We start from the raw sequence: 12,531 nt of genomic DNA, 5'->3' as shown, positions 1-12,531 counted from the left end.
GGCTGGTCGGCGGGCAGCGGCAGCGGGCGTGGCTGGCCGAGCTGGCCGCCGCGATGCCCGCCGCGCTGCGCGTGGCCGGGTCGCCGTCGGCCGTGCTGGACGACCTCGTCACCGAGCTCACCGACCCGATCGCGCGCGAGTACCTCGCCCACCGCACCATGACCCACCCGATGCTGCGGGCGCTGGTCGGCGACACCCCGCTCGAGGCGGGCTCCTACCGGCTGGCCGAGACCCTGGGGCAGTGGCGGGCCGGCTACGCCGCCGACGAGCCGGAACTCGTGCTGCGCCTGTGCGAACCCGACGGTGAGTTCGGCGCCGTCGACGAATCGGTGGCGCTGTGGCGCTTGCAGGTGTGCCTGCGCCCGGTCGACGACGCGCCCAAACCCGTTGTCCTCGACGATGACCCGGTCCTGGTCCGGACCGCCGCGGAGAAACTCGGGCACGCACGCAAGGCGTATCCGCGCCTGCGCGACCTGCCCACCGACCCGCGCGGACTCGACCTGCTGCTGCCCACCGCGGTCGTCGCCGACCTGGTCGCGCACGGTGCGCACGCTCTGCAGGAAGCCGGTATCCGCCTGCTGCTGCCGCGCGCCTGGAACATCGCCGAGCCGAGCATGCGGCTGCGGGTGAGCAGTCCGGCCGCCGCCGAGACCACGGTCGGGCTGAGCGGATTGCTGTCCTACCGGTGGGAACTGGCGCTCGGCGACCTGGTGCTGACCAAGGCCGAGATGGAGCGGCTGATCCGCAGCAAGTCCGATCTCGTGCAGCTGCGCGGGGAATGGGTGCAGGCCGACCATCGGGCGCTGGCCGCGGCCGCCCGCTATGTGGCCCTGCACGCCGACGACACACCGATCACCCTGGCCGACATGATCGGCGAACTGGCCGCCGAACGCGTCGACGATGTGCCGGTCACCGAGGTCACCGCCGTCGGCTGGGCGGCCGAATTGTTCGCCGGGGAAGGCGAACCCGAGCCGGTCCCGGTGCCGGTCGGCCTCAAGGCCGAGCTCCGGCCCTACCAGGAGCGCGGGCTGAGCTGGCTGGCCACGATGAGCAGGCTCAACTGCGGTGCGATCCTGGCCGACGACATGGGCCTGGGCAAGACGGTGCAGGTGCTGGCTCTGCTCGCGCACGAGCGCGAATCGGCCGCGGTCGGCACCGGACGGGCCGACCCGGGAGATCGGGTCGGCCCCACCCTGCTGGTGTGCCCGATGTCGGTGGTCGGCAACTGGCAGCGGGAAGCGCAACGGTTCACCCCCGATCTGCGAGTGCTCGTCCACCACGGCCCTTCGCGGCTCACCGGCCCGGAATTCGCTGCCGCCGTGGCCGACGCTGATCTGGTGGTGACCACCTACGCCCTGCTGGCCCGCGACGCGACCCTGCTCGGCGAGCAGCGGTGGGAGCGGATCGTGCTCGACGAGGCCCAGCACATCAAGAACGCCGCCACCCGCCAGTCGCGCGCGGCGCGCGCGCTCACGGCGCGACATCGGCTGGCGCTCACCGGAACCCCCGTGGAGAACCGCCTCGAGGAACTGCGCGCGCTGTTCGACTTCGCCATGCCGAAACTGCTGGGCAGTCCGCAGTCGTTCCGGGCCAGGTTCGCCGTGCCGATCGAACGCGAACGCGATCAGCAGGCCGTCGAGCGGTTACGCCTGATCACCGACCCGTTCGTGCTGCGCAGGCTCAAGACCGATCCGGCGGTCATCAGCGATCTGCCGGAGAAGCTGGAGATGACGGTGCGGGCCAACCTCACCGTCGAACAGGCCGCGCTCTATCAGGCGGTGGTCGACGACATGCTGGCCAAGTTGAAGGACGCGAAGGGCATGGCCCGCAAGGGCGCGGTGCTCGGCGCGCTGACCAGACTCAAGCAGGTCTGCAATCATCCCGCGCACTACCTCGGCGACGGTTCGCCGATCCTGCGTCGCGGCAGTCACCGCTCCGGCAAGCTCGCCCTGGTCGAGGACGTGCTCGACGCGGTCGTCGCCGACGGTGAGAAGGCCCTGCTGTTCACCCAGTTCCGGGAATTCGGCGACCTGGTGCTGCCGTTCCTCACCGAGCGCTTCGGTACCCCCATCCCGTTCCTGCACGGCGGAGTGTCCAAGAAGGGACGCGACGAGATGGTGACCGGGTTCCAGAGGGAGAACGGGCCGCCGCTGATGCTGCTCTCGCTCAAGGCGGGCGGCACCGGGCTCAACCTCACCGCCGCCAATCACGTGATCCACCTGGACCGCTGGTGGAACCCGGCGGTGGAGAACCAGGCCACCGACCGCGCGTTCCGGATCGGTCAGCAGCGCGCGGTGCAGGTCCGCAAGCTGGTCTGCGTCGACACCATCGAGGAGCGCATCGACGAGATGATCAGCGGGAAGAAGCAATTGGCCGACCTGGCCGTCGGTGCGGGCGAGAACTGGATCACCGAACTGAGCACCGACGAACTGCGTGACCTGTTCACCCTCGGTGCCGAGGCGGTGGGCGACTAGTGGCCGATTTCAGTCAGTTCGGACCGCGCCGACCGGTCACCGGCGGCGCCCAGGCGCGCGGCGGGTTCGGCCGGACCTGGTGGGGCCGGTCCCTGCTGGAGGCGGTGGAGAAGGTCGCCGACGCGGGCAGGCTCTCGCGCGGGCGCACCTACGCCAGGGTCGGCCAGGTGGTGAACTACCGGATCGAGCGCGGTGCCGTCACCGCCGAGGTGCAGGGCAGCCAGCCCAGCCCGTTCACCTCGGTGCTGGCGCTGCGGCCGTTGCGTGCGGAAGAGATCGAGCTGCTGCTCGCCGAGATCAGGGAGGCACCCGGCATGCTCGCCGAGATCGCCTCCGGCGCACTGCCGCCCGCGTTGGGCCCGCACCTGCTGCCCACCACGGCGTCCGAACTCGACTTCTCCTGCAGCTGCCCGGACATGGGCTGGCCGTGCAAACACGTCGCCGCGGTCTGCTACCTGCTCGCCGAACGCCTCGACGAGCAGCCCAGCGAAATCCTCACCCTGCGCGGCCTCGACCTGGACACCCTTATCGGCGGCGTCGAGAAGTCCACCCGCACCACCGAATCCGCCGACCCCTACGGCGACGACCTCGACCTCCCCGAACTGCCCCGCATCGAATTCCGCGCCGTCATCGAGGACCTGGACCCGGTCCCCCTCCGCCGGGCCCTGCGCATGTCCACCGAAGACGAACAGACCGCGGCGACCGGCCTGCGCGAATTACGTTCCCTGTACCAGGAATTCGACAGCTGAGTCAGGGCAGGTCGTAGTCGAACCAGATGTGGTGGCCGCCGGTGGAATCGACGTAGAGGGCGCCGGTGCCGGTGATGCCGGTGAGTTCGCCGGTGCCACTGGCGGGGACGATGTGGAAGAACTCGTCGGTGCGATCGGTGCCGCCGGTGGTGGCGGAGTGGACGAAGTTGAACGCGCCGGATTTGCCCGCCAGGGTGCCCTCGAAGGACTCCATGGCGATGTAGGTGCCCGCGCCGGTGGACATGTCGAACGCCGCGGTGAACAGGGTCGCCGAGGTGCCGGTGATCTCGCCGGCGTAGACCTTCGTCATGAGCGTGACGCCGACCGGGAGCCCGGTGCCGATGGGCGGCTGGGGCTGCAGGTCGGTGGGGTCGAACGCGGTGACTTCGAACGTGCCGGTTGCTTTCATGCGGCGATGCTAAACCGGGCCACCGACACCGCGGTCACCGCTGCGCTGTCGTGTCGATGCGGTAGATCCGGACGGCATTGCCGCCGAACACCTTCCGCAGGTCCTCGGTGCTCGCCCCGGCGTCGGTGAGCACGCTCGCCACGGTCTCGACCGCGCCGGTGATGCTGGTGATCGGCTTGTCGACCGGGAAGTTGGAGCCCCAGATCAGCCGGTCGGCGCCGAAGGCCGTCAGCGCGTGGGTGAGCAGCGGTCGCACCCGGTCGATCAGGGTGGGCACCGGTGTCGGGACCCCGCGCGGCGGCACCGGGTGCCCGAGGACCGGCATCATCAGGCCGCTGACCTTGGCCACCACATTCGGCTGGGCGGCCAGATCGGTGAGGTCGTCGCGCCAGCGGTCGAACAGGGCGCCGCGCTGGGCGGCGGTGTGCCCGGTGTCCTTGCCGACCGGCCCGAAGATGCCCGCGGGCGTGCCCAGGTGGTCGAGCACGATGGTGACCTCGGGGAATCGCTCGGCCAGCGCCGTCACCTCGGCCAGCTGTCCCGAATAGACCCAGGCGTCGAAGGACAGGCCGCGCTCGGCGAGCAGGCCGAAGCCGTTCAGGAAGGCGGGGGCGGTCAGGTGGCCGTCGTGCGCCGCGAACGACTTCACGGCCGGGTCGGGGTGGTGGGCGACCATGGTCCTGATGCCGCGCAGCAGCGGCGAGGCCGACTGATGCGCGTCGAGCACCGCGCCGAAGTCCGCGGCGGCCGGATCGGCCGCCCCCACGATGAGGCTCAGCGGCGGGGTGTCGACGCCGAACGGCAGGCTGGCCACCCACCGGGTCTCGTCGGGCTTCCAGCCGGTCCATTCCACTTCGCAGTGCCCGATGCCGCGCACCGCCGTCGTCCCCAGGTCGGTGCGGTAATCGGCGGGCAGATAGGGGCCGGTATAGGCGGTGGGATCGCCGACGAATTCCCGGTCACGGCGGGGCGCCAGCTTCGCCGCGATATCGATCGACAGCGGCAGATAGCGCAGCAGGGTGGCGAGCTTGCTGAATTCGCGCGGGGTCGTGCGCGGGTCCCACTGATGGATGTGCGCATCGATGATGTCGAGGTCGGTCAGGTCCATTGCTGTACGTCCCATCGCCGCCGCTGGCAGTGTGCTGGCGGCAATTGTCACACGCGGGTGCCGGGTGTGGCTGGATTCGTGCTCGCGGCGATCGCTTCAGACGGTCCGTCGATACTGACCACCGACAGCGAAGAACGTATCGGTGACTTGCTGTAGGGTGCACACCCGCGCCGCGTCCATCAACACCTCGAAGATATTGCCGTCGGTATGGGCGACCTCGGCCAATCGCGCCAGCGCGCGATGGGACTGTTCGGCATTCTCCTCGACGAACGTGCGCAACCGGTCCAGCTGGGAGCGGCGCTCCCGCTCGGTGCCGCGGGCCAATTCCAGCGGGCCGTGCGCGGCGTCGTCGCCGTGACCGCGGAAGGTGTTCACTCCGACGATCGGCAGGGAACCGTCGTGTTTGCGCTGTTCGTAGCGCATCGACTCGTCCTGGATGCGTCCGCGCTGGTAGCCGGTCTCCATCGCGCCGAGCACGCCGCCGCGTTCGCTGATGCGCTCGAATTCCAGCAGGACCGCCTCCTCGACCAGGTCGGTGAGCTCGTCGATGACGAAACTGCCCTGCAGCGGATTCTCGTTGACCGCCAGCCCCCATTCCTTGGCGATGATGAGCTGGATGGCCAGCGCGCGCCGCACCGAATCCTCGGTGGGCGTGGTCACCGCCTCGTCGAAGGCATTGGTGTGCAGGCTGTTGCAATTGTCGTAGACCGCGATCAGCGCCTGCAGGGTGGTGCGGATGTCGTTGAACTGCATTTCCTGTGCGTGCAGCGAACGGCCCGAGGTCTGCACGTGATACTTCAGCTTCTGCGCGCGTTCGCCCGCGCCGTAGCGGTCGCGCATCGCGACCGCCCAGATCCGCCGGGCGACCCGGCCGATCACGGTGTATTCGGGGTCCATGCCGTTGGAGAAGAAGAACGACAGATTCGGCGCGAAGTCGTCGATCGCCAGTCCACGGGCGAGATAGGTCTCCACATAGGTGAATCCGTTGGCCAGCGTGAAGGCGAGCTGGCTGATCGGGTTCGCGCCCGCTTCGGCGATGTGATACCCGGAGATCGACACCGAATAGAAATTGCGGACGTCGTTGCGCACGAACCATTCCTGCACGTCGGCCATCATCCGCAGACTGAACTCGGTGGAGAACAAGCAGGTGTTCTGCCCCTGGTCCTCCTTGAGGATGTCGGCCTGCACGGTGCCGCGCACGGTCGCGAGCGTGCGCGCCCTGACCTCGGCGGCTTCGTCCGGGGTCGGCGGCCTGCACTCGGCCTCGGTGAAGCGGTCCAGCGCCTGGTCGATCGCGGTATTGAGGAAGAACGCGAGGATGGTCGGGGCCGGTCCGTTGATGGTCATCGACACCGAGGTCGTCGGCGCGCACAGGTCGAAACCGTCGAACAGCGTGCGCATGTCCTCGATGGTGGCCACCGAGACTCCCGAGGTGCCGACCTTGCCGTAGATATCGGGGCGCTCGGCCGGATCGTGGCCGTAGAGGGTGACCGAGTCGAACGCGGTGGACAGCCGGGTCGCCTCGGCGTGGGCGCTGAGGACCTTGAACCGCCGGTTCGTGCGCGCCGGATCGCCCTCGCCGGCGAACATCCTGGCCGGGTCCTCGTTGTCGCGCTTGAACGGGAAAACCCCTGCGGTGAAGGGGAATCGGCCGGGCAGATGTTCCGCACGCAGGAAACGCAGCAGTTCGCCGTCGTCGGTGTAGCGGGGCAGGGCGACGCGGGGGATGCTCGAGCCGGACAGTGACTCGCGCCGCAGCGGGGTGCGGATCTCGCGATCGCGGACCCGCACGATCTGCTCCTCGCCCGCGTAACTCGCGGTGACGGCGGGCCATTCGGCCAGCAGCGCGGCCGACGCGGGGGAGAGGTCGCTGCGCGCGGCTGTCAGCAGGTCGGCGACGGCGGCGTCGTCGGGCAGTTCGTCGTGCACCAGCCGCAGGCGCTGAATGCGCTGGGCCGCGGCCACGTCCCGGACGGTGTCCGCGTGGTAGTCGCGCACGGTCTCGGCGATCTCGGCCAGGTAGCGGACCCGTGCCGGCGGCACGAGCTGGGCGAACCGGGTGGAGACCTTGGTGTCGACGCGGGGCAGCGCGCCTTGCTCGAGCGGAAGTCCGTGTTCGGCGAGCAGCACGGTCAGGTGCTGATAGAGAGCAGTGACGCCGTCGTCGTCGAAGGTGGCCGCGCTGGTGCCGAAGACCGGCATATCGGCCGGCTGCGCGCCGAATTCGGCCCGGTTGCGGATCAATTGGCGCGCCACGTCGCGGACCGCGTCGGCCGCGCCACGGCGCTCGTACTTGTTGATCGCGACCACGTCGGCGTAGTCGAGCATGTCGATCTTCTCTAGCTGGGAGGCGGCGCCGAACTCGGGCGTCATCACATACAGCGCCACGTCGACGTGGTCGACGATGCCCGCGTCGCCCTGGCCGATGCCCGGGGTCTCCAGGATCACCAGGTCGTGGCCCGCGGCGCGGCAGGCGGCGATCATGGTGTCGATGTCGTCGGGCAGTTCGTGATTGCCGCGGGTGGCCAGCGAACGGAAATACACGTGGTCGCCGTCGAGCGCGTTCATCCGGATGCGGTCGCCGAGCAGTGCGCCGCCCGCCCGGCGCCGAGTCGGGTCAACGGCGAGGACCGCGATGCGCAGCTTGTCCTGCTGGTCGGTCCGCAGCCTGCGCACCAATTCGTCGGTGAGCGAGGACTTTCCGGAGCCGCCGGTGCCGGTGATGCCGAGCACCGGCACCCGGCGCTTGCTCGCCGCCGCGAGGATCGCCGCCCGGTCCGGCGTGGACAGCGCGCCCTGCTGCAGACAGGTGATGGTGCGCGCCAGGGCATTCCGGTCGCCGGTGTAGAGGGCATCGAGGTCGGGCGGGGTGGCGGCCCGGTCGACATCGCACACCCGGACCAGCTCGTTGATCATGCCGGGCAGACCGAGGCGCTGGCCGTCCTCCGGGGAGAAGATCCGCACGCCGACGCGCGCCAGCCGCTCGATCTCCTCGGCGACGATCACGCCGCCGCCCCCGCCGAAGATCCGCACGTCGCCCGCGCCCGCCTCGCGCAGGGCCGTGGCGAGGTACTCGAAGAACTCGATGTGCCCGCCCTGGTACGAGCTGACCGCGACGCCTTGGACGTCCTCCTCGATCACCGCGTCGACGATCTCGCGCACCGATCGGTTGTGGCCGAGGTGGATCACTTCGGCGCCCTGGGCCTGCAGGATGCGCCGCATGATGTTGATCGCCGCGTCGTGCCCGTCGAACAGAGCCGCCGAGGTCACGAATCGCACGGGATGGACCGGCACATGCAGGGCGCTGGACTCGCTCATGACTGCCTCCGCAGCAGATAGTACGACCAATACTAGGACGTCCAACTAATTGTAGTATGAACTGCGTCACTCCGGCGCGAAACGCGGCCCGCGGGATTCGGCCGAATCGCGCACCCCGGTCGACATACTCGACGGATGGTTCGCGAACACAGGGTGGGCGTGGCGTTGGAGCGGCTGGTGGCGGCGGGCGTGATCAGCGGCGACCAGCGCGGGGCGGTATTGCGGGCCGTGGAAGCCGAGGAGCGGGCGGGCCGGGCGAGTGCGGGCCGGATGATCGCCGAGATCGTCGCCTATCTCGGGGCGGGCCTGGTGGCCGCCGGGGTGGCGCTGTTCCTCGGGCTGGCCTGGTCGGACGTGGCGCAGACCGGGCGGGTGGTATTGCTGCTGGTCGTGGCCGGGTGCGCGGTCACCGGCGCGGTGCTGCTGGCCGGTGGGTGCGACGGGATCTTCCGACGGGTGCCGATCGCGTCGGCGGGGCGCAGCAGGCTCGCGGCGGTGCTGCTGGTGCTGGCCGCGGTCATGGTCTGCGGCGCGGTGGTCACGGCCTTCGGAGACGACGCCGAGATCGCGGCCGCGATCGCGGGACTGCTCGTCGCGATCCTCGGATATCTGCTGGTGCCCACCGTGCTCGGCATGGTCGCGATGGGCGGGTTCGGCGTCGCGAGCGTGGTGACCACGGCTTCGGCGGTGCTCGACTACCGCTCCGCCTGGCCCGGCGTGGTGCTGATGCTGCTCGGCGCGGTGTGGGTCGGGCTCGCCTGGGCCCGGCTGTTCGTCGCCGACTGGGCCGGGTACCTGATCGGCGGCGTGATCCTGGTGAGCGGGGCGCAGTCGGTGACGCCCGGGGAGTCGCTGTGGCGGCCCGCGCTGACCGCGCTGGTCGGTGTGGCATGCCTGCTGCTGTACGCGCTGCGGCGCGAGCCCGTTCTCGTGCTCGGCGGCGCGGCGGCGGTGGCGATCGCGGTGGGGCAGACGGTGGCCGAGCGGACCGATGGCGGGCCGGTCGCCGCGAGCGTGGTGCTGGCCATCGGCGCTGTCGTGCTCACCGTCGGTGTGGTCGTGCTGCTCGCCGGATCGAAACAGCCGGACTGAGTCAGCGGATCAGCGTGGTCTCCTGTGCGCGGATCGTGCGGAAGAACCGCGGGCCCACGTCGGAACCGTTGTGGTTGTAGCTGTCGATGATCTCGGCGAGTTCGTCGGCCAGGCGGCGCAGGTCAGCGGTCGCGGTGGTGCGGTCGAACTCGTCGGACTCCCAGCCCCACGCGGGCGGGATGTCGGTGATGGTGACGACGATCTGATCGGCGAACAGCGTGCTCACCGCCACCGTGAGCTCGGCGGGCGCGGCCGCGCGTGGGCTGTGCACCGTGAGCTCGCCCGGACCGCCGATGACGGCGAACGTGCGGGCGAAGGCGATGTCGTCGCGGACCGACTCGACGATCGACGCGGTGCTCGCGTGCCTGCCCGGCCGGTGATGCCTGGCGCCGTACACCCGATCCGGCGCCGCGGCGGACACGGTGTCGCCGTGCGTCTTCCGCAGAATCCGGTCGAGCATGCGCTGGGCTGTGGCCCGCTCGTCCGCGCCGGTGTTCTCGTGCTCGATCAGCGCGCGCAGGCGGCTGATCCGCGCGAAATGGTCGGTGCCCATGCCCCCGATTGTGCCGCAGCGGATCCGGAATATCGGGCACTGCGCCACGCCTACTTGCGGGTTTGCCCGCGTGGCCGGTGGGCGGCCGGGCTCGGTATCGTCTGCACCATCCGTGACCACTGAAGAACAAGAGGGTGCCTGGTGACCGATTTCGAGACGATTCTGCTGGAGCGCAAGGGCGGCGGCGAGGGCAAAGGCGGGGTCGGCTGGATCACGCTGAACCGGCCCAAGGCACTCAACGCGCTCAACGCGCAGGTCCTCGCGGACGTCATCGCCGCGCTCGACGAGCTCGACGCCGACGACTCGATCGGTGCCGTCGTGATCACCGGATCGGAGAAGGCCTTCGCGGCCGGGGCCGACATCAAGGAGATGGCGGACAAGTCCTACATGGACATGTTCGCGTCCAACGCCTTCGCGGGCTGGGACCGGCTGGCCAACTTCCGCAAGCCGACCATCGCCGCGGTCGCGGGCTTCGCCCTCGGCGGCGGCTGTGAGCTGGCGATGCTGTGCGACATCCTGATCGCCGCCGACACCGCCAAGTTCGGTCAGCCCGAGATCAAGCTCGGCGTGATCCCCGGCATCGGCGGCTCGCAGCGGCTGACCCGGGCGGTCGGCAAGGCCAAGGCCATGGATCTGATCCTGACCGGCCGCACCCTGGGTGTCGAGGAAGCCGAGCGAGCCGGGCTGGTGTCGCGGATCGTGCCCGCCGACCAGCTGCTCGACGCCGCGCTCGAGACCGCCCAGACCATCGCCTCGATGTCGCTGCCGGTCGCGATGATCGCCAAGGAAGCGGTCAACCGGGCCTTCGAGACCACCCTCACCGAGGGCGTGTTGTTCGAGCGCCGGGTGTTCCACTCGCTGTTCGCCACCGACGATCAGAAGGAAGGCATGGCCGCCTTCGTCGAGAAGCGCACACCGAACTTCACCAACAGCTAGTTCTGTCTCAGCCGCAGCGAACCATCGGTGAGCTGGGCAGTGGTCGGCGCGGTTCCCGGTTCGGGGGACCGCGCCGACGAGTCGTCGGTGCCGAGCAGTCCGGCGACCGTGCCGCCGAGCGTGGCCGTCACCGCCATCGCGGCGAGGAGTTTTCGCCGGCCGGGTCGCGGCCGGGCCTCGCGGGTGACCACCGCGCTGCCCGGCCGCAGCCGCGGCATCCGCAGGCGAGCGGGGCGCTGCGCGGCCAGCAGGACCGCGCCGCGCGCCGAGACGTAATCCGGCTCGGGGTCGTAGACGATCGGCAGCCCGATGCGGTGGGCCAGATCGGCGCGCAGCGACGGATTGCGGGTACAGCCGCCGAGCAGCACCAGCGCACCCGGCCGCATCCCCGTCTCCTCGACCACCTGACGCACGAACGAGGCCGAATGATGCAGACCCGCCTCGCACAGCTCGGCCAGATCGCTGCGGGTCACCACGGCGCGGCCGCCGGTATCGGCGTCGGTCGCCGTCACCACCCTGGCCCGGCTCAGCGACTCGCGATGCTCCCTGGTGGTGCGCGCGTCGGCCAGCACACCGCCGCGCGCGAGCTGCCAGCGCAGCAGCGCGTCGTAGCCGTCGCCGCTGAGTACCGTGCTGCGCCTGCTCGCCAGGATCGTGTCGGTGCGGCAATCGGCATGGGTGACAGTCAGGCCCGAGCAGCCCAGGTCGTAGAGGATCACCGAGTCGGAGTCGGGCAGCATGCCGGTGAAGCGCAGATAGCGCAGCTGCGCCAGCGGCTCGTCGACGATGCCGACCTCGGACTTACCGACCGCCGCCCGGATCGCGTCGGCGTGCGACTCACTGCGGCAGGTGACCGCCGTGGCGGTGACACACTCACCGCGCGCCAGTGCCGCGACCCGCATCCGGCGGATCACCGACAACACCGCTTCGTCGACCGAGCCGCCCGCCCTGCGCGGTAGCCGGAGCCGGTCCACCGGTGGCAGGTGCGGCTGATCGGAGTGGGTCAGCACGGCGCGGGCACCACCCGCACCCGCCGATACCCCCAGGACCAGCACCATGCGCTACATCGTGGACCAATTTCGGCTAGCTGCCAAGCGAGTCGCGCGGTGATTCGCCCGTCGGTTGCCAGGTCGCGTGGAATGCGAGGTTTTCGGTGTCGGGAGCCTCGTAGTCGCCCGCCTCGTGCCGGAATTCGGCGAGCAGGGTCAGCAGGGCGCGGATCCGGTCCGGCGGCAGGCCGGGCTCGGCGAACACCTGCGCGTTCAGTGCCGCGGTCGCCTCGGCGACCGATGTCCTTCCCGCATCGGTGATTTCGATCAGCGTCGCGCGCCGGTCGCTCGGATGCGGCACCCGGACCACCAGGCCTGCCGCCTCGAGCCGGTCCACGGTATTGGTCACGCTGGTCGGATGCACCTGCAGGCGCGCGCTGGCCTTGGCCATCGGCAGCGCGCCCGTCTTGCTGAAGCTGAGCAATTGCAGCAGCTCGTAGCGGGAGAACGTCAGCCCCGACGGTTTGAGCGCCTCGTCGACCCTGGCCATCACGATCTGCTGGGCCCGCACCAGCGACGTCACCGCGGCCATTCCGTCGGCCACCGCGCCCCAGCCGTGCCCGGTCCATTGCCGGTGCGCTTCGGCGATCGGGTCATGCGGAAGCGGTCGTGGCCGAGACATGGCATTGATCATCGCATAGGGCCAGGTCGCTGCCGCCCAGTCGGCGAACCGGCATTTCGCTCATGCCGAGCGCAACCCTGGGCAACGTGGGCCGAACCGGGCACTCTCTAGGACGAGGCGGGCGTGGCTGAGTGGTTGAGGCAACGGTCTGCAAAGCCGTTCACGCGGGTTCGATTCCCGCCGCTCGCTCTGGTCGGAATAGGCGTTTCACCCGCACGGGT

At 70.1% G+C, this 12,531-nt stretch carries 10 protein-coding genes and 1 tRNA gene; 5 read left to right on the top strand and 6 right to left on the bottom strand.

Translation table 11 applies throughout. The annotated features are described in order from the left end of the window. The coding region (locus tag ATM97_RS28110; RefSeq protein ID WP_218721211.1) for a DEAD/DEAH box helicase at positions 1-2,474 on the top strand (2,474 nt) is incomplete at its 5' end. Continuing rightward, positions 2,474-3,223: an SWIM zinc finger family protein gene (locus tag ATM97_RS28105; protein ID WP_218721210.1), complete on the top strand. Its 750-nt coding sequence runs from the start codon at positions 2,474-2,476 to the stop codon at positions 3,221-3,223. The genes ATM97_RS28110 and ATM97_RS28105, both read left to right, overlap by 1 nt. 1 nt (position 3,224) lies before the next feature. Here ATM97_RS28105 and ATM97_RS28100 read toward each other — a convergent pair whose 3' ends face one another. The 3 genes from ATM97_RS28100 to icmF form a co-directional block, all read right to left on the bottom strand. Continuing rightward, the gene (locus ATM97_RS28100; RefSeq protein WP_218721209.1) at positions 3,225-3,632 is read right to left on the bottom strand and encodes a DUF3224 domain-containing protein; all 408 of its coding nucleotides are present in this window, start codon (positions 3,630-3,632) and stop codon (positions 3,225-3,227) included. A 34-nt stretch (positions 3,633-3,666) separates the two neighbouring features. Beyond that, a complete protein-coding gene (locus ATM97_RS28095) occupies positions 3,667-4,755 on the bottom strand; it encodes an amidohydrolase (protein ID WP_255588552.1) in 1,089 nt (362 codons plus the stop codon). A gap of 81 nt (positions 4,756-4,836) precedes the next feature. Further along, positions 4,837-8,058, bottom strand: a complete 3,222-nt coding sequence (gene icmF / locus ATM97_RS28090; protein WP_218721208.1) for a fused isobutyryl-CoA mutase/GTPase IcmF — start codon at positions 8,056-8,058, stop codon at positions 4,837-4,839. Between the two features lie 135 nt (positions 8,059-8,193). On the opposite strand from icmF, the gene ATM97_RS28085 reads away from it, so the two are divergent. Beyond that, a complete protein-coding gene (locus ATM97_RS28085) occupies positions 8,194-9,150 on the top strand; it encodes a DUF2157 domain-containing protein (RefSeq protein ID WP_218721207.1) in 957 nt (318 codons plus the stop codon). Between the two features lies 1 nt (position 9,151). Here the strand turns inward: ATM97_RS28085 and ATM97_RS28080 are convergent, their stop codons facing one another. Next, positions 9,152-9,703, bottom strand: coding sequence for a hypothetical protein (locus ATM97_RS28080; protein WP_218721206.1), 552 nt, complete (start codon positions 9,701-9,703; stop codon positions 9,152-9,154). Between the two features lie 141 nt (positions 9,704-9,844). Between ATM97_RS28080 and ATM97_RS28075 the strand changes: the two genes are divergently transcribed. Next, on the top strand, positions 9,845-10,639 hold the full coding sequence (locus ATM97_RS28075; RefSeq protein WP_218721205.1) for an enoyl-CoA hydratase: 795 nt from the start codon (positions 9,845-9,847) through the stop codon (positions 10,637-10,639). Here the strand turns inward: ATM97_RS28075 and ATM97_RS28070 are convergent. Then, positions 10,636-11,697, bottom strand: coding sequence for a hypothetical protein (locus tag ATM97_RS28070; protein WP_218721204.1), 1,062 nt, complete (start codon positions 11,695-11,697; stop codon positions 10,636-10,638). The genes ATM97_RS28075 and ATM97_RS28070 overlap by 4 nt on opposite strands. 25 nt (positions 11,698-11,722) lie before the next feature. Then, entirely contained in the window at positions 11,723-12,310 is a 588-nt protein-coding gene (locus ATM97_RS28065) for a MarR family winged helix-turn-helix transcriptional regulator (RefSeq protein ID WP_255588551.1), read from the bottom strand. Positions 12,311-12,427: 117 nt separating this feature from the next. On the opposite strand from ATM97_RS28065, the gene ATM97_RS28060 reads away from it, so the two are divergent. Next, positions 12,428-12,499: transfer RNA gene (locus ATM97_RS28060), tRNA-Cys, on the top strand. The last annotated feature ends 32 nt before the right edge of the window (positions 12,500-12,531 follow it).

This window comes from Nocardia sp. MH4 (assembly GCF_019266065.1).
Taxonomy (GTDB): domain Bacteria; phylum Actinomycetota; class Actinomycetes; order Mycobacteriales; family Mycobacteriaceae; genus Nocardia; species Nocardia canadensis.
Note: the sequence above shows the minus strand (reverse complement) of the source record. Positions and strands in the feature narration are given on the sequence as shown.

Excerpts from the sequence above, each read along its gene's own strand:
- ATM97_RS28100 (WP_218721209.1), bottom strand. The coding sequence starts at position 3,632 with ATGAAAGCAACCGGCACGTTCGAAGTCACCGCGTTCGACCCCACCGAC.
- ATM97_RS28095 (WP_255588552.1), bottom strand. The coding sequence starts at position 4,755 with ATGGGACGTACAGCAATGGACCTGACCGACCTCGACATCATCGATGCG.
- icmF (WP_218721208.1), bottom strand. The coding sequence starts at position 8,058 with ATGAGCGAGTCCAGCGCCCTGCATGTGCCGGTCCATCCCGTGCGATTC.
- ATM97_RS28085 (WP_218721207.1), top strand. The coding sequence starts at position 8,194 with ATGGTTCGCGAACACAGGGTGGGCGTGGCGTTGGAGCGGCTGGTGGCG.
- ATM97_RS28080 (WP_218721206.1), bottom strand. The coding sequence starts at position 9,703 with ATGGGCACCGACCATTTCGCGCGGATCAGCCGCCTGCGCGCGCTGATC.
- ATM97_RS28070 (WP_218721204.1), bottom strand. The coding sequence starts at position 11,697 with ATGGTGCTGGTCCTGGGGGTATCGGCGGGTGCGGGTGGTGCCCGCGCC.
- ATM97_RS28065 (WP_255588551.1), bottom strand. The coding sequence starts at position 12,310 with ATGTCTCGGCCACGACCGCTTCCGCATGACCCGATCGCCGAAGCGCAC.